Source organism: Kribbella sp. WER1, from assembly GCF_054189145.1.
In genome coordinates this window covers 7,856,756-7,874,981 of record NZ_CM135186.1, presented here as the reverse complement: position 1 = coordinate 7,874,981, position 18,226 = coordinate 7,856,756, and the positions used below count along the sequence as shown (strand labels likewise).

The 18,226-nt window shown below is 69.7% G+C and carries 15 protein-coding genes; 11 read left to right on the top strand and 4 right to left on the bottom strand.

Features of this window, described 5'->3' with window-relative positions; genetic code table 11:
* Positions 1-98 precede the first annotated feature (98 nt).
* From ACXJJ3_RS38430 to ACXJJ3_RS38395, 8 genes are all read left to right on the top strand, one after another.
* The gene (locus ACXJJ3_RS38430; protein WP_458166880.1) at positions 99-1,772 is read left to right on the top strand and encodes a PucR family transcriptional regulator; all 1,674 of its coding nucleotides are present in this window, start codon (positions 99-101) and stop codon (positions 1,770-1,772) included.
* 83 nt (positions 1,773-1,855) lie between these two features.
* Positions 1,856-2,473 carry an FMN-binding negative transcriptional regulator gene (locus ACXJJ3_RS38425; RefSeq protein WP_458166879.1) on the top strand — a complete coding sequence of 206 codons (618 nt, stop codon included), beginning with the start codon at positions 1,856-1,858 and terminating at the stop codon, positions 2,471-2,473.
* A complete protein-coding gene (locus ACXJJ3_RS38420; protein WP_458166878.1) occupies positions 2,470-3,951 on the top strand; it encodes an amidohydrolase in 1,482 nt (493 codons plus the stop codon). The genes ACXJJ3_RS38425 and ACXJJ3_RS38420 overlap by 4 nt, the downstream gene beginning before the upstream one ends.
* 85 nt (positions 3,952-4,036) lie before the next feature.
* Positions 4,037-4,756 carry a VIT1/CCC1 transporter family protein gene (locus tag ACXJJ3_RS38415; protein ID WP_458166877.1) on the top strand — a complete coding sequence of 240 codons (720 nt, stop codon included), beginning with the start codon at positions 4,037-4,039 and terminating at the stop codon, positions 4,754-4,756.
* 22 nt (positions 4,757-4,778) lie between these two features.
* Positions 4,779-5,348, top strand: coding sequence for a Chromate resistance protein ChrB (locus ACXJJ3_RS38410; RefSeq protein ID WP_458166876.1), 570 nt, complete (start codon positions 4,779-4,781; stop codon positions 5,346-5,348).
* 593 nt (positions 5,349-5,941) lie between these two features.
* Positions 5,942-6,730: a COG4280 domain-containing protein gene (locus ACXJJ3_RS38405; protein WP_458166875.1), complete on the top strand. Its 789-nt coding sequence runs from the start codon at positions 5,942-5,944 to the stop codon at positions 6,728-6,730.
* Entirely contained in the window at positions 6,727-6,939 is a 213-nt protein-coding gene (locus ACXJJ3_RS38400) for a hypothetical protein (RefSeq protein ID WP_458166873.1), read from the top strand. Before ACXJJ3_RS38405 ends, ACXJJ3_RS38400 begins: the two co-directional genes overlap by 4 nt.
* A gap of 69 nt (positions 6,940-7,008) precedes the next feature.
* On the top strand, positions 7,009-9,225 hold the full coding sequence (locus ACXJJ3_RS38395) for a hypothetical protein (RefSeq protein WP_458166872.1): 2,217 nt from the start codon (positions 7,009-7,011) through the stop codon (positions 9,223-9,225).
* On the opposite strand, the gene ACXJJ3_RS38390 is transcribed toward ACXJJ3_RS38395, so the two are convergent.
* Together ACXJJ3_RS38390 and ACXJJ3_RS38385 are read right to left on the bottom strand one after the other, a co-directional pair.
* Entirely contained in the window at positions 9,222-9,893 is a 672-nt protein-coding gene (locus ACXJJ3_RS38390; RefSeq protein WP_458166871.1) for a response regulator, read from the bottom strand. The genes ACXJJ3_RS38395 and ACXJJ3_RS38390 overlap by 4 nt on opposite strands.
* Positions 9,890-11,518, bottom strand: a complete 1,629-nt coding sequence (locus ACXJJ3_RS38385) for a sensor histidine kinase (RefSeq protein ID WP_458166870.1) — start codon at positions 11,516-11,518, stop codon at positions 9,890-9,892. Before ACXJJ3_RS38385 ends, ACXJJ3_RS38390 begins: the two co-directional genes overlap by 4 nt.
* A 113-nt stretch (positions 11,519-11,631) precedes the next feature.
* On the opposite strand from ACXJJ3_RS38385, the gene ACXJJ3_RS38380 reads away from it, so the two are divergent.
* Genes ACXJJ3_RS38380 through ACXJJ3_RS38370 form a run of 3 tightly spaced genes read left to right on the top strand, consistent with a single transcriptional unit; the run spans position 11,632 to position 14,444 of the window.
* Entirely contained in the window at positions 11,632-12,507 is an 876-nt protein-coding gene (locus ACXJJ3_RS38380; RefSeq protein ID WP_458166869.1) for an ABC transporter ATP-binding protein, read from the top strand.
* On the top strand, positions 12,497-13,378 hold the full coding sequence (locus ACXJJ3_RS38375) for an ABC transporter permease (RefSeq protein WP_458166868.1): 882 nt from the start codon (positions 12,497-12,499) through the stop codon (positions 13,376-13,378). Before ACXJJ3_RS38380 ends, ACXJJ3_RS38375 begins: the two co-directional genes overlap by 11 nt.
* Positions 13,379-13,397: 19 nt before the next feature.
* Positions 13,398-14,444, top strand: coding sequence for an ABC transporter substrate-binding protein (locus ACXJJ3_RS38370; RefSeq protein WP_458166867.1), 1,047 nt, complete (start codon positions 13,398-13,400; stop codon positions 14,442-14,444).
* Positions 14,445-14,548: 104 nt separating this feature from the next.
* On the opposite strand, the gene ACXJJ3_RS38365 is transcribed toward ACXJJ3_RS38370, so the two are convergent.
* Both ACXJJ3_RS38365 and ACXJJ3_RS38360 read right to left on the bottom strand, forming a co-directional pair.
* Positions 14,549-15,994 (bottom strand): LCP family protein, encoded by a 1,446-nt coding sequence (locus ACXJJ3_RS38365; RefSeq protein WP_458166866.1) that lies wholly within the window; start codon positions 15,992-15,994, stop codon positions 14,549-14,551.
* A 791-nt stretch (positions 15,995-16,785) separates the two neighbouring features.
* Entirely contained in the window at positions 16,786-18,192 is a 1,407-nt protein-coding gene (locus tag ACXJJ3_RS38360; protein ID WP_458166865.1) for a protein kinase domain-containing protein, read from the bottom strand.
* Between the last annotated feature and the right edge of the window lie 34 nt (positions 18,193-18,226).

Sequence of the window (18,226 nt, the reverse complement as noted above, 5' to 3'; positions counted from 1 at the left end):
GACGACCGGCTCGGGGCCTTGGCGGAGCCGACCAGAATGATCGGTCGCTTTGTCGGATCCGACAAAGCGATCTCCGTCAGGACGTCTATTCTCGCTGTATGCACGGTCGGTCCAGCCCCGAGTCGTCGATCCCGTCGGCGACCTTTGTCGTGCCCGTCGAACCGCCCGCCGACGCACCGGACCGGACCCTGGACCGGATCGTGGAGAACCTCGGCCCGCACGCGCTGCACGTGATCACCGCCGGCGGCCGGCTGGCGGACCAGGTCCGCGAGGTCGTCGTGCACGGACCGGGCGAGCCGCTGCCGCCCGCCGACGCGGGCATCCTGCTGCTCACCGGAAGCCCGTCGACACAGGCCGTCCGTACCGTCCACGACGCGGAGGCGTCGGGCTACCGAGCCGTTGTCGTGAAGGCGTTCGGCGACGACCTGGCCCGGCTCGCGCAGGCCGCCGACGAGGCCGGGATCGCGCTGCTCAGCACCCCGGACGAGATGGCATGGCGGCACCTCGACGCGCTGATCAGCTCCAGCAAGGCTCCGGCGTTCTCGGACGCCACCGACCGGTTCGCCGCGATCGGGCTCGGCGACCTGTTCGCGCTCGCGAACGCGATCGCCACCTCGGTCGGCGGCGCGATCACGATCGAGGACCCGACCGGCCGGGTGATCGCCTACTCGAACCTTCCGCACCAGGAGATCGACGAGATCCGCCGGCTCGGCATCCTCGGCCGCCAGACGCCGGACCGCCCGACGAACTACGAGGAGTACCAGGCGGTGCTGCGCTCGGAGAGCCCGGTGTACTTCGAGAGCCCGGCGCCCGAGTACGCCAGCCGGATGGCGATCGCGGTCCGCGCCGGTACCGAGGCGCTCGGGCTGATCTGGGTGCTGACCGACCGGCCGCCGGTCGTCGCGCGCGCCGAACTCGTCCTCGCCGACGCCGCCCGGGCGACCACGCTGCACCTGCTCCGCGCCCGCGGGCAACGCGATCCCGAGCGGGCCCGGCGGACCGAAGCCCTCCGGCTGCTGCTCGACGGCGCGGTCGCCCCGCGCAGCGCGGCCGCCCAGCTGGGCATCAAACCGGACACCCCGAGCGTCGTCCTGGTGATCGCGCCGGTCGGCGACGACGTCGAGCCGATCCTCGCCTCGTCCCGGATCGTCGACCTGGTCACGCTGTACTGCGAGGCGTGGCACTCGAGCGCCTTGTGTGTCACGGATTCCGGCGTCGTCTACGCGCTGCTCCCGACCCGGACGACCGACGAGCCGTCGCCGCGACTGCTCAAGCTGGCCGACGATCTCGCGGCGACGATCCAGCGCTCCGGGCACCTCGACGTACTGGTCGGGATCGGGTCCTGCGCGGCCGGGCTGTCCGACGTACCGGAGTCGCGGGCGATGGCGGACCGGGTGCTGGCGGTGCTGACCGGGCGGGCGTCCCGTGGGGAAGCGACGCCGCGGGTGGCGAGCGTCGAGCAGGTGCGGACCGAGGTGGTCCTGCGGATGGTCGCGAACCAGGGCGCCGCCGTCGAGGGGCAACTGCTCGGACCGGTGCGGGCGATCCGCGAACACGACCAGCTGCACGGGACGGAGTACGCCGAGAGCCTGCTGACCTACCTGAGCTCGTTCGGGGACGCGGTCCGGGCGGCCGAGGCGCTGAACATCCACGAGAACACGATGCGGTACCGGATCCGGCGGATCGAGACGATGTTCGACCTGTCGCTGGAGGACGGCGACCAGATCCTCGCCACCTGGCTGCAACTGCGTCTGCTTCGCCTGATCGACTGATCTGTCGGCGCCGACAACCACCTGCCGACAATCGTTGCCGCGCGACAAAGCCGCGGCCGGGGCCGGAATCCTACGGTTCTCGCATGCTGGAGAACCCCGCTTACGCCCTGACCGACCCCGCCCGCATCCAGGACCTCATCACCCGTCACTCCTGGGTGACCCTGGTCAGCCACCTGCCGGCCGGGCTCGTGGTCTCGCACGCCCCGATCCTCGCCGAACCGGACCACTCGACGGTGTCGATCACGGGCCATCTCGCCCGCACCGACGCCGACAGCCACGAACTCGGGCAGCACGACGTCGTCGTCATCGTCCAGGGACCCGACGGCTACATCACCCCGGACTGGTACGCCGGCGGCCCGTACGTCCCGACCTGGAACTTCGTCGTCTGCCACCTGCACGGCCGGCCCGAACTGCTCACCGCCGACCAGACGTACGACGTACTGAGCCGGACCGTCGACCACTACGAGCAGGCGCGCCCGAAGCCGTTCCGCCTCGACCAGGTCACGGAGTACGCCGAGAAGCTGGCACCGCACACCACCGGCTTCCGGCTGGTGCCGTCCCGCGTGGTGGCCAAGGCCAAGCTCAGCCAGGACAAACCCGCCGCCGACCAGGCCGGCGTACTGGCCGGACTCGACGCGGATCGGGTGCACGGGAATCCGGAGCTCGCCGCGACCATGCGCTCCTACGGGGTCGGCCGATGAAGCCGGTCGTGCTGCGGCAGGTCCGGCTCGGCAGCGGCGGCCCGATTGTCGACGTCCGGATTGTTGACAATCGACTGGCGGCGATCGGCGAGGTCGTCCCGGAGACCCGTGACGAGGTGCTGTCCCACCGCGGCGCGACGCTCCTGCCCGGGCTGATCGACGGCCACGTACACACCGCCCAGTGGGCCGAGCGCCGCCGCCGGATCGACGTCCAACCGGCCCGCTCGGCGACCGAGGCCGTCGAACTCATCGCCGCGGCGCTGCGGGACCGTCCGCCCTTGTCGGCCGGCGATGTGGTGATGGCGCACGGGTTCCGCGACGGGCTGTGGACGGCGCCGCCGCACAAGGACCTGCTCGAGGCGGCGTTCCCCGGCGTCCGCGTCGCGGTGATCAGCCAGGACCTGCACGCGATCTGGCTCAGCCCCGCGCTGCTCCGGCACCTCGGCCGCGAAGACGACACCGGCGTCCTGCGGGAGCAGGACTGCATCCAGGTGAACTACGAGCTGTCCCGGGACGTCCCGCCCGAACTGGTCGACCGATGGGTGCTCGAGGCAACCCGCGCCGCCGCGAGCCGCGGCATCACCTCGATCATCGACTTCGAGTACGCCGACAACCGCACCGACTGGGTCCGCCGTTCGCAGCAGGGCCCGGTGCCGGTCCGGGTGAAGACGTCGATCTGGCGGCCCTGGCTGGACGAGGCGATCGAACTCGGCCTGCGGACCGGTCACGTCCTCCCGGGCGGTCACGGCCGGATCGAGGTCGGCCCGTTCAAGCTGGTCGCGGACGGCTCGCTGAACACCAGGACGGCGTACTGCCACGACCCGTACCCAGAAGCGGGCGCCGGCGAGCGGCACGGGCTGTTGCTGATCGACGAGGACGAACTCGTCGCGCTGATGACGCTTGCCTCCAGCAACGGACTGGACCCGGCCGTGCACGCGATCGGCGACCACGCGAACACGATCGCGCTGAACGCGTTCGAGCGGGTCGGCTGCCGCGGCCGGATCGAGCACGCACAGCTGATCCGGCCCGCCGACGCGACCCGGTTCGCCCGGCCCGGACTCGTCACGTCGATCCAGCCGCAGCACGCGATGAGCGACCGCGACGTCGCCGACCGGCACTGGCCGGACCGGACGGCGTTCCCGTACGGCTCGCTGCTCCGCGCCGGGGCCACCCTCGAGCTCGGGTCCGACGCCCCGGTGGCCGAACCCGATCCGTGGCACGCGATCGCCGACGCCGTACACCGCACCGACGACGACCGGCCGCCCTGGCACGTCGAGCAGGCGATCCCACTGTCCGCGGCCCTGCACGCGGCAGCTGGTGGCCGTCGGCAACTCAGCGTTGGCGACCCCGCCGATCTGGTCCTGGTGCCCGAGGATCCGGCGACGTTGCCGAACGCCGATCTGCGCGCAATGCCTGTACTGGCGACGATCGTGGCCGGTCAGGCAACCTTTCTTGCCGATGATTTCGGTAACGAATAGACTGATGTAACAGGTGATGCAGATTAACTGAGGTTACGCAAACCTCAGTTCGGCAAGGCTCACCTCAGTGCGGAAGGATGTTCTTATGACCGCGGAACTCGCGGAGCAGTCCCCTGAGATCCACCACTCGCACCGCGACGTCACCGGCGGCTGGCTGCGGCCCGCGACATTCGGCGTGATGGACGGCCTGGTGTCGAACTTCGCACTGGTCGCCGGTGTCGTCGGCGGCGGCGCGACCGGCAAGGTCGTACTGATGACCGGCCTCGCCGGGCTGGTGGCCGGCGCCTGTTCGATGGCGTCCGGCGAGTTCACCTCGGTGTCGTCCCAGGCCGAGCTGATGCAGGCCGAGATCGCGGTCGAGAAACGCGAGCTCGAGATCCACCCGGCCGAGGAGGAGCGCGAGCTCGCGCTGATGTACGAGGCCAAGGGCCTGCGGCCGGAGCTGGCCGCCGAGGTCGCCCGCGAGCTGACCTCGAACCCGGAGGTCGCGCTGGACGTCCACGTCCGCGAGGAGCTCGGCGTCGACCCCAACGACCTGCCGTCGCCGTGGGTCGCGGCCGGATCGTCGTTCGCGGCGTTCGCGATCGGCGCGGTGATCCCGCTGATCCCGTTCGTGTTCGGTGCCGGCAGCATCCTGCCCGCGCTGCTGCTGAGCGCGCTCGGCCTGGTGGTCACCGGCGGCATCGTCGGCAAGATCACCGCCCGCCCGTTCTGGTACGGCGGCGGCCGCCAGCTGCTGCTCGGCGGGCTGTCGGCGGCGGTCACGTTCGCGATCGGCCTCGCAGTTGGAACCGGCCTGTCCTGACACCGTTGGATAGCCTGTCCTTATGGCAACCCGACGTACGAACCCGAAGAAGCCGGAGAGCTGGCTGCTGCTGATCTACAAGGTGCCCAGCGACTCGTCGCGGGCCCGGGTCGCGGTCTGGCGGGAGCTGAAGCGGCTCGGCGGGTTCTACGTCCAGCAGGCGGTCTGCGTGCTCCCCGACCGCGAGGAGCTGCGGGCCGGGATGGAGAAGGTGCGCGCGCGAGTGACCGAGCTCGGCGGGTCGAGCGTGTTCCTCACGCTGAACGACGTCGAGGACGACGTCCGCGAGCAGTTCGCCGACGGCTTCCGCGACCAGTCGGCCAAGGAGTACGCCGAGATCGTCGAGGAGTGCGACACCAAGTTCGTCAAGGAGATCGAGTTCGAGCGGTTCCGGGAGAACTACACGTTCGAGGAGGCCGAGGAGATCCGTCAGGACCTCGAGAAGCTCCGCCGCTGGCTGGCCAAGGTCGAGGGCCGCGACTGGATGGGCGCCGACGGCCGGGACCTCGCCCGCAGCAAGGTCGCCGACTGCGAGCGCCTGCTCGAGGAGTTCGAGGCCGACGTCTACGACCGCACCCAAGGCGAAGCCTGACCCCTCACTACCACTTCTCCCCTCCCCGGTGAGGTGGCGAGGGGGAAGGTGGGCGCGCGTGCGGGAGGTGGTCTCCCCGCCCACCCACTCCGGCGAGATGACGAGCGGGAAAGGTAGACGCGCGTACGGAAGGTGGTTTGCCCGCCCACCCAGACGCTGCGGGAAGCGGATGTGGTCGTTAGGAGCCGCAGTGGTTCCTGCTGTCGCGTCGGAACCGTTGCGGTCTTAAACCCTCGTCCCGCACGCATGCTCCGCGCCCGGCAGGCATTGCGGAACCTTTCCGTCACCAGGCGCAAACTTCCTTCCGAAAAACACCACGTCGCTATCCGCCCCACAACTACGTCCACACCCCACTGGGGTGGGTGGGCGGGGAACCGCCTCCCGCGCGCGGCGCAGACCTCCGCCCAAGGCAGAAACACCCCCACCACCCCCTCACCGCTACCTCGGCTTCGCTCGACTCACCGACCACCTCTCCCGCGCCAAACCCCGGCCGACATGTTCGATCAGGTCTCAGTGTTCTGATTGACACCCCATGTCACTGTAACTATCGTTTCGTGCAGCATATGTTTCATCTGCACCGAGGGAAGTGAGAGATGGACGCGGCAACGTGGGGATTGATCATCGCGACGTTCGTCGCGTGTTTCGTGGAAATGGTGGAGGCCACCACGATCGTCATGGCGATGGGATACACCCGCGGCTGGCGGTCGGCGATGGCCGGAACGTTCGCGGCCCTGGCCGCACTCGCCGTGGTCACGCTGGCGGCCGGCTACGCGCTGGCGACCTGGCTGCCGGAGTCGGCACTGCAGCTCGCGATCGGCGGCCTGCTGCTGATCTTCGGCCTGCAATGGCTCCGCAAGGCGATCCTCAGATCGTCCGGACGCAAGGCGGTTCACGACGAGGACGCGATCTACCGCGAAGAGGTCGAGGCGGCCAAGGCGGCCGGTGACTCCAAGGGCGGGATCGACCTGTTCGGCTTCATGGTCTCGTTCAAGGGCGTGTTCCTCGAAGGCATGGAGGTCGTCTTCATCGTCCTCACCTTCGGCCTGAACGCGAACAACATCCCGGTCGCCAGCGCGGGCGCCGCGGCCGCCGTGGTCGTCGTACTCGCGATCGCCGTCGCACTCCGGCGGCCGCTGTCGATGATCAACGAGAACCTGCTCAAGTACGGCGTCGGCCTGCTGCTCGCGTCCTTCGGGACGTACTGGGCGGTCGAGGGCATCGGCATCTTCCGGAGCGGCCGGGAGAGCCTCGGCTGGCCCGGGCACGACCTGATGATCCTGGTCCTGATCGCCGCCTGGCTGATCCTCAGCCGGGTCTTCGTCGCGATCCTGCGCAAGCCGGTTGTCGCGACCCCCGTCGTACCTGCGGAGGTGCAGAAGTGAAGTATCTGAAGGCCTTCGGCCAGTTCTGGTACGACTTCATCATCGGCGACGACTGGAAGATCGCGGTCGCGGTCGTCAGCACGCTCGCCGTCCTGGTCGTCGTGATGCTCACCGGCGCACTGAGCGACACCGCACTCACGCTGCTCGGCGGTGTGCTGGTGATCGCCGCGTTCAGCATCAGCCTGGCGATCGACGTCCGGAAGAAGTAGCCGGCCACCCCTTGCATCTCCTTCCGGTATCCCGAAGACTTTTCCTGGATACCGGAAGGAGATGGTGTCATGGAGCCCGATGCCGAACAGGCACTCAGCTGGTGGGCGCCGCAGCGGCAGGTCTGGACACCCGTCGGCTGGCCGTCGCACCTGTTCCGCTTCGACGTGTTCTACAACGGCACGACGGTCTGCCAGCCCGCCGTCGCGCTCCCGCCCAGCGACTCCCCCACACTCAAGCCGTACCTCGCCCCGTACCGCGGCCGGGACTTCCAGGTCACCGTCGTGATGCCGGATCGCGGTCGCATCCCGCCGATGCCCACGACCCCGCAGTACCTGCATCGCACCGATTTCGGCGTGGGAATCCAGGGCTGGCGGGAGGACACCGCGACACCGGTGCTGTGGACCGAGCACCGGCGGCAGGAGGGCGTCGTACTGCGGCAGTCGACGTTCGCGCACCTGGCCGGCGGGCGGGACGTGGAGACCGCGCTGGAGCCGATCTTCGCGTGGACGCGGTTCGAGATCGAGCAGGTGAACGACGTCCGGCCACCGGACGAGTTCCGGTTCGTGCTGCGGTTGAGCAAGGTGTTCCTGACGCACGTGGTCGATCCGCCGGAGCAACAGGAGGCCTGGATCACGATGCAGGTCACGCCGTCGGCCGCGTCGCTCGACGGTCCCCTGGAGCAGCGCGGCGACCGGGTGGTCGATGCTGACGGCAACGTTCGGCTGGTTGCTCCGGGCACCTTGAAGTTGACGGCGCCCGGCGTCTACGACCTGGAGATCGTGCTCGACGCGCGGGTCGGGGCGTCCGTCGACGTACTGCTGCCGATGCTGCCGGGCGCCGTCGACGAGGAGCTGGCGCTCGGGTACGACGGCGCGCTGGCCGAGGCCGAGGCGTACTGGAAACCCCGGACCGCTGCGGTGATCCGGACGCCCGAGAAGTACGTCGACGCCTTCTTCCGGCGCAGTGTCCAGCTCGCCGAGATCATCGCGGAGAAGAGCCCCGACACCGGGCTGCACACGTTCCTGACCGGGTCGTTCGGGTACGACGTGCTGTGGAGTACGCCGACGTCGATGGTCAGCCACCTGTTCCTCGACCTGCTCGGGTACCACGACCTGGTCGCGTCCCACCTCGAGCTGTACCGCGTGTCGCAGGGCGTGCGGCGGCCGCCGGGGACGGCGTACGACGGGATCTCGAACGCGGGGTTCTTCGCGACGCCGTTGAGCCTGCAGTCGTTCGACTGGCTGAGCGATCACGGGGCGATCCTCGAGGCGCTCGCGCGGCATGCGCTGCTCAGTCGCGACGAGGTGTTCGTCGAGCGGTGGACGGAGCCGATCGTGCAGGCGTGCGACTTCATCGCGCGGTCGTGTGCGTACGTCGACCATCCGGCGGTGCCCGGGTTGATGCCGCCGGCCAAGGCGAACGACACCGGCGTCGAGCAACAGTCGGTGTCGATCCAGGCGTGGACGTACCGGGGCCTGATCAGCGCGGTCCAGCTGCTGCGGCGGATCGGGCATCCGCGAACGGGCGAGTTCGCGGAGGTCGGCGAGCGGTTCCGGGAGGCGTACGTGCAGGCGCTGCGGACCGCGGACGCGCCGACCTGGACAGCGCCGGACGGTACGACGTGGCCGGTGCTGCCGAGCAAGTTCTACGGGCCGGAGAGCGCGTGGCCGGAGCTGGAGCTGTTCGACGGCGGGGCGCTGATGTCGGTGTGGGCCGGGTTGGTGCCGGCCGAGGATCCGTTGATGCGGTCGTTCGTGGAGTTCTTCCGGGTCGGGCCGAACACCGCGAACTTCGACCCGGCGCACCACACCGCGCTCGACCGGGTCGTCCTCGACCACGAACAGAGCAGCGGCGAGCCGTGCTACAGCTGGAACCTCTTCCACAGCTGGGAACTCGGCGACCGCGAGCACTTCCTGGAGGGGATGTACGGCCTGATGACCGGGGCGATCTCGCCCCAGACGTACATCGCCGGCGAGCACCGGCACGGGATGTACGGGATGGTCGGCGTACAGCCGTTGATCGTGTGGGCGGCGAGGCAGGCGGTCATCGACGACACGATCGCACCGGGCGAGCTACACCTGCTGCGCCTGTGCCCGCAGGCGTGGATCTCGGCGGACGAGGAGACCGTCTTCGAGGGGATGCCGACACTCTTCGGCCCGATGACGCTGCGCTTCCGGCGCTACGGCGACACGCTCGAGGTCCAGCACAGCACAACGTGGATCGAGCCCCCAAGCCGCATCGTCATCCACCATCCGCCGGGGATCCAGCGTGTGGTGGTCGTTTAGCGGCCTCGCCAGGCGAAGCGGTGTTCGGGGCGGCCGGTGGTGCCGTAGCGGAGGGTTAGTTCGACGCGGTCGGCGCGGACCAGGTCGGACAGGTAGCGCTGGGCGGTGGCACGGGAGACGCCGGTCAGATCCGCGATCGAGGCGGCGGTGAGTGGTTCGGCGGCGCCGCGGAGGGCGTCCCGGATCGCGTCCGCGGTGACCGTCGAGCGTCCCTTCGGCAGTGCACCCGCCGACGAGTCGCCCTCGCGCAGCGTGCCGAACGCACGGTCGATCGCGCTCTGGTCGAGCCGCCGGTCGCCGTCCACCTGCTGCCGGAATCGCGCGAACGCCGCCAGCCGATCGGCCAGCACCTGCGGCGGGAACGGCTTCACCAGGTAGTTGATCGCACCCAGCGCGACTGCCCGGCGGACAGTCTCCGCGTCGTCGGCCGCACTGATGACGATCACCGCCGCGCCGAGCGTCCGAATGATCGCCGACCCCGGCGCATCCGGCAGGTACTCGTCGAGCAGCACCAGATCCGGCTCAGTCTCCTCGGCCACCCGCATCGCGTCCGCCGCGGTGTGGGCAGTACCTACGACCTTGAACCCCGGCACCCGCTCGACGTACGACGCATGCACCCCAGCCACCCGAAAGTCGTCGTCAACCACCAACACACCGAGCTCGGTCATGAGGCCTCCCGGCCGCTGATTACGCCGGGTAGGTGGGCGGTGAACACGGCGCCGTGTTTGTTGCTTCCGGCATCGAGCAGTACGACGTCGCCGCCGTGCGAGCGGGCCGTCTGCCGGGCCAGCACCAGACCGATCCCGTGCCCGTCGGCCGACGCGCGCGAGGTCACGCCGTACCCGAAGATGTCGGCGTCGGACTGGACTCCGGCGCCGCTGTCGACGACGTGGACGATCAGCTCCTCGCCGGACGACGCCAGCGTGACTTCGACCCACGCGGGCCGGCGGTCCGCGGGCGTGGTTTCGGAGGCGGCGCGGATCGCGTTGTCGACCAGGTTCGCGACCACGGTCACGGTGTCGAGGGGGCGTCGCAGCCGGCCGTCGACCCAGGTGGAGTCGCCGGTGCGGAGGTCGACGCCGGCCTCCGAGGCGGCGGCGGTCTTCGCGGTCAGCAGGCCGACGAGGTACGGATCGGTGACGCCGTCGGGCCGGGTCGCCGACACCCGGAGGTCGTCGAGGTAGTCGAGCGCCTGGTCGACATGCCCGACGTGCAGCATCCCGGCCAGCGAATGCAGCCGGTTCGTGTACTCGTGGGCCTGCGCGCGCAACGCGTCCGTCAACGCGCGGGTCGCCTCGAGTTCACGGCCCAGCTCGTCGAGGTCGGACCGGTCGCGGAGGATCAGCACCTGCCCCAGATCCCTACCGTCGCGCCGGACCGGAAGCCGGGTGACCAGTACGACCCGGTCGCCGATCACCCGCAACGCACCGGTCGGCGCCTGCTCGAGCCGGAACAGCTCCACGATCTCCTCCGGCGCACCCGACGCGTCCAGCGGCCGGCCGCGCACGATCGGGTCGCCGCCGGTCAACCGGATCGCCTCGTCGTTCGCGACCGTGACCCGGTCCCGGTCGTCGATCGCGAGCACCCCGTCCCGGACACCGCCGAGGACCGCCGCGTGTTCACGCAACAGGTCGGCCATCTCCTCCGGCTCGAGGCCGAGCGTCGTACGCCGAAGTCGCCGGGCCAGCGTGACGACGCCGACCATGCCGATCGCTAGCACCGGGACCATGATCAACGCGAGCAGCAGCACCAACTGCCGGAGCCGGAGGTTCAGGTCGTCCATCGAGATCCCGACGCTGACCTCCCCCACCACACGCCCGTCCGCGGTCCGCAGCGGCACCTTCCCGCGGGCCGAGTCGCCGAGTGTCCCCTCCTGTACGGCGACCACCTCGCGGCCGGACAGCGCGTCCGTCGGATCGGTGCTGACCGTCTGCCCGATCTCGCTCAGCGTCGGGTGGCTGTACCGGATGCCGGCGTCGTCGGTGACCACGACGTACAGCGCGCCGGTGGCGACCCGGACCCGCTCGGCCGCGACCTGGATCGGGCCGGTCCGGCTCGGCTTCGTCGTGGTGACGAGCCCGGGCAGGTCGGCCTGCTGCGCGACGGACCGGGCGACGGCGAGCGCCCGCTGCTCGTACTGCCGCTCCAGGTCACTGCGCAGCAGCAAACCGGACACGACCAGACAGAGCAGAAGGATGATCGTCAGGAGTGCTGCCTGGAACACGATCGCCTGGGTCCGCAGTCGCCAGGAACGCGGACCGAGCCGCGTTGCGCCGGCGGTTACGGTGGCCATCGGTCCACCATACGGCCCGTGAGCACAATGCGCAGAACGCGAGTTGTGCGGCTAGCCACCACAACGAGCGCAAGGGTTCCGGCGTCGGCGGCGCGCTTCTACGGTCTTCCGCCATGACCCCTGTCACACCGAAGCCCAGCACGGGCACCGCCGCCCCGGCCAGCGCTCGGGCAACTGCCTCGGCAACTGCCCCGGCGATTGCGCTCCGGCAGGCCACGAAGCGCTTCGCGACCCGCGACCGGGGCGCGTTCACGGCGATCACCGACGTCGACCTCGAGGTCGGCGCCGGCGAGTTCGTCACCGTCGTCGGCCCGACCGGCTGCGGCAAGTCCACCACGCTGTCGCTTGTTTCCGGCCTCGAAGCCGCCTCGGCCGGCGAGGTCCTGGTCCACGGGAAGCCGGTCTCCGGGATCCCGGACGGCGTCGGCTACATGTTCCAGACCGACGCGACGCTGCCCTGGAAGAACGTCCTCGACAACGTCGCGCTCGGCCTGCGGTACCGCGGGGTTGCGAAGGCCGATGCCGAACGCCGCGCCCAGGACTGGATCGGCCGCGTCGGCCTGACCGGTTTCGAGGACCGGTACCCGCACCAACTGTCCGGCGGCATGCGCAAACGCGTCGCGATGGCGCAGACGCTGATCACCGAGCCGTCGCTGCTGCTGATGGACGAGCCGTTCGGCGCGCTCGACGTCCAGACCCGGGAGCTGATGCAGGACGAACTGCTGCGGCTGTGGTCCGGATCCGGTGCCGCCGTGGTGTTCGTGACCCACGACCTGACCGAGGCGATCGCGCTCGCCGACCGGGTGGTCGTGATGACCGCCGGCCCGGCGACCGTGAAGGACGAGGTCGCGATCGACCTGCCCCGCCCGCGGAAGGTCGAGGACATCCGGCTGACGCCGGAGTTCATCGAGCTCTACAAGCGCGTCTGGGACAGCCTGCGCGAAGAGGTCGAGATCACCCGAGCCCGAGGAGCCTCGCATGTCGCTTGACACCCGTACGACGCCTGCGGCAACGCAGGACGCCGTACCGCAGAAGACCGGCGCGTGGGCGTTCCTGCGCGGGCGGACCGGACAGCCCAAGTGGCTGGTGCACGTCGTCCGGGTCGCACTGGTGGCGGCCTGGCTCGGCTCCTGGGAACTCGCCGCGCGCACCGTGATCGACCCGTTCTACTACTCGATGCCGAGCAAGATCTGGGCCAAGCTGGTCGACTGGTTCACCGTCGGTACGGCGCAGGGCTCGATCTGGTCGAACATCGCGGTCACGATCGAGGAGGCAGTCGCCGGGTTCGTCCTCGGTACCGTCGCGGGCATCGTGCTCGGCGTGGTGCTCGGCCGCAGCCGGTTCCTGGCCGACGTACTGGCGCCGTTCATCAAGGCGGCGAACGCGATCCCGCGGATCGTGCTCGCGTCGCTGTTCGTGATCTGGTTCGGCCTCGGGCTGTCCTCGAAGGTCGCCACCGCGTTCGTACTGGTGTTCTTCGCGGTGTTCTTCAACGCCTTCCAGGGCGCCCGCGAGGTGGACAAGGTGCTGGTGGACAACGCCCGCATCCTCGGCGCCTCGCGCTGGGACCTGATGCGCTCGATCATCCTGCCGAGTGCCACGTCCTGGATCCTCGCCTCGATGCACGTCGCCTTCGGGTTCGCGCTGATCGGCGCGATCGTCGGCGAGTTCACCGGTGCCGACAAGGGCCTCGGGATCCTGATCAACCATGCCCAGGGCAACTTCGACGCGGCCGGCATCTACGCCGGGATGATCGTCACCACGGTGATCGCGCTGGGCGCCGAATGGCTGATCTCCAAGGCCGAGGCCCGGCTGACCGCGTGGCGTCCGTCCAGCGTCTCGCAGACCGCAACCGCCTGATTTGCAAAGGAAAACTCGCATGCGTCTCAATCGTCTGACCGTCGCCGCGGTCGCGTTCCTGCCCGTCGCCGCGCTCGCCCTGGCCGGCTGCCGCGACTCCCGCAGCGCCGCCAGCACGTCCGCCGACGGCACCCCGCAGGTCAAGATCATGGTCGGCGGCATCAACAAGGTGATCTACCTGCCCGCGATGCTGACCCAGCAGCTCGGGTACTTCAAGGACGCCGGTGTCGACGTCCAGCTGTCCGACGAGCCGTCCGGCGCAAGCGCCGAGAACACCCTGGTCGCCGGCCAGGTGCAGGGTGTCGTCGGGTTCTACGACCACACGATCACCCTGCAGGCGCAGGGCAAGTGCATCAAGAGCGTCGTCCAGCTCGCCAAGGTTCCTGGTGAGGCCGAGGTGGTGTCCAACAAGCAGGCTGCGGCGCTGGCCGGGGCCAAGGACTTCAAGGGCAAGAAGCTCGGCGTGACCTCGCCCGGCTCGTCGACCGACTACCTGACACAGTACCTGGCGACCAAGAACGGCGTGTCCACGAAGGACTACACGACGGTCAAGGCCGGCGCCGGCTCGACGTTCGTCGCCGCGCTCACCAACGGCGGCATCGACGCCGGTATGACGACCGACCCGACGATCGCCACCATCACCTCGAAGAACCTCGGCAAGGTCGTGATCGACATGCGCACCGAGGAGGGGACGAAGGCCGCGCTCGGCGGGCTGTACCCGGCCGCGTCGCTCTACATGGACTGCTCGTACGTCGATGCGAACAAGGACGCCGTACAGAAGGTCGTGAACGCGTTCGTGAAGACCATGAAGTGGATCTCGACGCACTCCCCCGCGGAGATCGCCGACAAGATGCCGGCCGATTACGCCGGCGCCGACAAGGCCCTGTACGTGAAGTCGATCAAGGACTCGTCGCCGATGTTCACCAGCGACGGCGTGATGCCGAAGGGCGGGCCCGAGACCGTGCTCGACGTGCTCGGCACGTTCAGCGACACGGTGAAGTCCCAGAAGGACAAGATCGACCTGAGCAAGACCTACACCACGGACTTCGTCACCGACGCCAAGTAACCCCTCCCCCGAGTAGGCGCCCGCTTCCCCCGGCGGGCGCCTACTGCTGTTCGGACTCGTGTCTCAGACCGGTGAGGTTTAGGGGGTTGTGGACGTGGTCATTGTCAGCTGCCGGTCGTGGGGTGGTAGGCGCAGGCGTCGTTGAGGTTCTGCGTCGTGGTCGGTTTCGTGGTGGTCGGTTTCGTCGTCGGCTTCCGGGTGGTTGGTTTGCGGGTGGTCGGGGTGGTCCCCGGGTGCGGGTTCAGCGCGTTGGTGATGATCGCGCGCATGGCCGTGTAGTCCGGGTTCTTGCCGGTCGGGAAGTTCTTGTCCTTGTTGAGGTCGATGTTGGTGACGTCGGCCTTCTTCACCTTGAGCCCGAGCTGCACGAACGCCGGCAGCAGCTCCTGCGGGATGTCCGTCCGGAGCATTTCCTTGCCTGCGGCAGCGATCTGCTGGTACTTCGTCACCAGCGTCGCGGGATCCGCACTGTTCACCAGCGCGTGGATCGTGCAGCGCTGCCGTTCCTGCCGCGACGGGTCGCTCAGCCCGTACCGGCCGCGCGCGAACCACAGCGCGTCGTGCCCGTTCAGCTTCTGGTTCGGCCCCGGCTGGAGGTAGCCGGACGGCTTCTTCGCCTTGTTCGCGCCCGGGCCGAGACCGTACTCGCCGCCGATCGGGACCCGGTAGTTGATGTTCACGGTCAGCCCGCCGAGCGCGTCGATGATCTGCTGAAACCCCTGCAGGCTGACCTGCATGTAGTACTCGACGTCCAGCCCGAGCGCGGCGCTGGCGGCGAGCTTCACCACGTCCGCGCCCTCGTTGTCGGTCTGCCCGAGGATCCCCGGGTACTTCTTCGGGATCGTGTCGTACATCGCGTCCAGGTAGTACGCGGGTTGCTCGACGTTGCCCTGGCTCGGATCCCAGAACCCGTCCGGGTACACCTTGTGCAGCGGGGAACTCGGCGGGAACGGCATCCGCATCCAGTTCCGGCTGAGCGAGATGAGCGCGGTGTTGCCGGTCTTGGTGTCGATGCTTGCCACCATCACCGTATCGGTGCGGGTCCCGGTGCGGCCGTTGCCGTCGTCACCGCCGAGCAGCAGGATGTTCAGCCGCGGGATGTGCGCCCACGGGTCCTTCGCGTTCACGGTCGGCCGGGTCGCGCTCCGGGAGCTGCCCTGCGACTTGAACACGCTGCCGATCAGGTCGCGCTGCGCCATCACCGTCTGCGCGGTGACGGTCGTCGGTACGGCGATCCCGAAGCACAGCAGGCCGACGACCAGCGCCCCGGTCAGCCGGCCGGTGTACGTCATGCTGATCGGCCGGAGCAGCTTGTGCGAGCTGACCACGACCCAGATCCAGCCCGCCCCGAGGACGACCACCGCGGCCGTCGTCACCAGCAACCCACTCGGCGACAACGCGAGCGCGATCACCGAATCCCGTTGCGCGAGACCGACGTACACGCCGAGCGCCAGCAGCCCGGCGCTCACCGCCAGCACAAACGCCCCCAACCGCCGGCGCCCACCGATCACAAACCCGAGCCCCGGAACCACCGCACTCGCAACCGTCAACCCGACCGCCTGCGCCGCCGTCCGCGCCCGCCTCCCCCGCGATCTGAATCGACCCCGACGGTGCCCCGTAGCCATGCTGTGCGACATCGACTCCCGATCCTGTCCAGTACCCAAACCTCGGGGAGATGACGCGCACCCCCCACCCCCGGTTGTCCTCACCACGCAACTTCCCCGGAGGTCCCGCGGCGCAGGTCGCCCCCACCGGACGAACCCCACGGCGCAGGCCCTCCCACCGAACCGATCCCACGGCGATCCGCCCCGCCCCGGCCGGATCGCACCCCGAAGTCGGTGCCCGTCGGACGATTCACACGACGCACGCCGTCCCCGCAGAACGAGCTGCGGCGTACGCCAGTCCCTCGGACGATGGCACGACGTGCACGTGGGACGGATCGCACGGCGTACGTCGTGCTATCGGGTGAACCTCACGGCGTGCCTCGTCCCCCTCGGACCGATCCCCCGGCCTGCGACTTCCCCTCGGCTGGGTCACGCGACGTACGCCGTCCCCGTCGGGGGAACCGCACGGCGTACGCCGTTCCCCTCCGACAGATGGCGTGGCGTACGTCGTGTCCGTCGGACGGGTCGCGCGATGTACGTCGGGCTGTCGGCTGAACCTCACGGCGTACGGCGTCCCCCGTGGACGAGTCCCCCGGCGTATGACTTCCCCTCGAACGGGTCACACGACCTACGCCGTCCCCGGGAACGAGTTGCGGGGCGTACATCGGGCGGGTTGCGCGGCGTACGCCGTGCCCGTTGGACGGGGCGGACGCGTGGCAGCTACATGCGTGAGGGTCTTACGGGGTGGGGGTGTTCGACGGGGGTGGGGTTGAGGACGGGGGTGGGGTCGACGAGGGGGGTGGGGTTGAGGTTGGGGTGGAGGACGGGGTGGTGGAGGTGCTGGTCCGCGTCGGCGTGGGGGTGGGGGTCGGCGTCGACTTCGTCGGGGTTGACGAAGGGGTCGTCGTCGGGGTGGTGGTCGGCGTCGACGGGGTTGACGACGGGGTGGTGGTGGGTGTTGACGGGGTGGACGACGGGGTGTTTGTCGTGCGGCGGGTTGCGTTGGTTGCGCCGTCCGTCCGGGTTGGGTCGGTGGTCGGCGTGATGGTCGGCGTGCCGGTGCTGGTGCTTGGCTGGGGGCCGACGTCGACGGTGGGTGGGTTCTTGCCGCCTGTGTTGTGCAGGATGATGCCTGCGGCGACGGCCCCGCAGATTGCCAGTACGGCGATGGCGGCGATCAGCAGGGGTTTGCGGGGCTCGCGAGCAGACGCGGCCGGAGAGGTCGAGCCAGTCGGCGAGGTCGACGCAGCGGCCGGCGAGGTCGGTGTGGTCGCGGAGGCGGCTACGGCCGGTACGCCTAGCCGCGGTGTCGACCGGGTCGGTTGGGCGACGGTGGGATAGCGGTCGGCGGCCGTGCGGATCGAGGTGAGTTCGGCGGCGGTCGGGCGGTCCGCCGGGTCCTTGGCGAGCATCCGCAGCAGCAGGCCCTCGTACGGACCGGCCAGCTCCGGGCGGATCTGACTCGGCGGTACCGGCTCGGCGTCGACGTGCTGGTAGAGGACCGCGGTCGGGTGATCGCCGGTGAACGGCGGCCGGCCGATGAGCAGCTGGTACAGCACGCAGCCCAGCGCGTACACGTCCGACTCCGGACCGCCCTTCCCGCCGCGGGCGCGCTCGGGCGAGAGGTAGTGCGGGCTGCCGATGATCTGCCCGGTCATCGTCAGCTCGTTGGTCTCCGCGCCGGGCAGCGCGGCGATGCCGAAGTCGGCGACCTTCACGATGCCGTCCGCGGAGATCATCAGGTTGCTCGGCTTGATGTCGCGGTGCACGACGTTCTCCGCGTGCGCCGCGGCCAGGCCGGCCGCGGCCTGTTCGACGATTGCGATCGCGCGGTCCCACGGCACCGGGCCGTCCTCGGCGATCTCGCCTGCCACCGAGCGGCCTTCGACGAGTTCCATCACCAGATAGAAGTTGTCGTCGTACTGCCCGAAGTCGTAGACGGCCACGATGTGCGCGTCACTCAGCCGCGCCGCGGCGCGAGCCTCGCGCTGGAACCGCTCCGCGGCCGACGTGTCGTCGTCGGTCCGCAGCATCAGCTTCACCGCGACCTCACGCCCGAGCAACTCGTCGGTCGCCCGGAACACCTCGCCCATGCCGCCGCGCCCCAGCGAAGCGCCCAGCCGGTACCGCTCCCCGATCAACATCCGTCCCCTGTACCCCAGCCGTCCGCCAGTCCAA

What these genes read in the sequence shown, in the direction of transcription:
- ACXJJ3_RS38430 (WP_458166880.1), top strand. Translation starts at nt 99, where the DNA reads ATGCACGGTCGGTCCAGCCCCGAGTCGTCGATCCCGTCGGCGACCTTT.
- ACXJJ3_RS38425 (WP_458166879.1), top strand. Translation starts at nt 1,856, where the DNA reads ATGCTGGAGAACCCCGCTTACGCCCTGACCGACCCCGCCCGCATCCAG.
- ACXJJ3_RS38420 (WP_458166878.1), top strand. Translation starts at nt 2,470, where the DNA reads ATGAAGCCGGTCGTGCTGCGGCAGGTCCGGCTCGGCAGCGGCGGCCCG.
- ACXJJ3_RS38415 (WP_458166877.1), top strand. Translation starts at nt 4,037, where the DNA reads ATGACCGCGGAACTCGCGGAGCAGTCCCCTGAGATCCACCACTCGCAC.
- ACXJJ3_RS38410 (WP_458166876.1), top strand. Translation starts at nt 4,779, where the DNA reads ATGGCAACCCGACGTACGAACCCGAAGAAGCCGGAGAGCTGGCTGCTG.
- ACXJJ3_RS38405 (WP_458166875.1), top strand. Translation starts at nt 5,942, where the DNA reads ATGGACGCGGCAACGTGGGGATTGATCATCGCGACGTTCGTCGCGTGT.
- ACXJJ3_RS38395 (WP_458166872.1), top strand. Translation starts at nt 7,009, where the DNA reads ATGGAGCCCGATGCCGAACAGGCACTCAGCTGGTGGGCGCCGCAGCGG.
- ACXJJ3_RS38390 (WP_458166871.1), bottom strand. Translation starts at nt 9,893, where the DNA reads ATGACCGAGCTCGGTGTGTTGGTGGTTGACGACGACTTTCGGGTGGCT.
- ACXJJ3_RS38385 (WP_458166870.1), bottom strand. Translation starts at nt 11,518, where the DNA reads ATGGCCACCGTAACCGCCGGCGCAACGCGGCTCGGTCCGCGTTCCTGG.
- ACXJJ3_RS38380 (WP_458166869.1), top strand. Translation starts at nt 11,632, where the DNA reads ATGACCCCTGTCACACCGAAGCCCAGCACGGGCACCGCCGCCCCGGCC.
- ACXJJ3_RS38375 (WP_458166868.1), top strand. Translation starts at nt 12,497, where the DNA reads ATGTCGCTTGACACCCGTACGACGCCTGCGGCAACGCAGGACGCCGTA.
- ACXJJ3_RS38370 (WP_458166867.1), top strand. Translation starts at nt 13,398, where the DNA reads ATGCGTCTCAATCGTCTGACCGTCGCCGCGGTCGCGTTCCTGCCCGTC.
- ACXJJ3_RS38360 (WP_458166865.1), bottom strand. Translation starts at nt 18,192, where the DNA reads ATGTTGATCGGGGAGCGGTACCGGCTGGGCGCTTCGCTGGGGCGCGGC.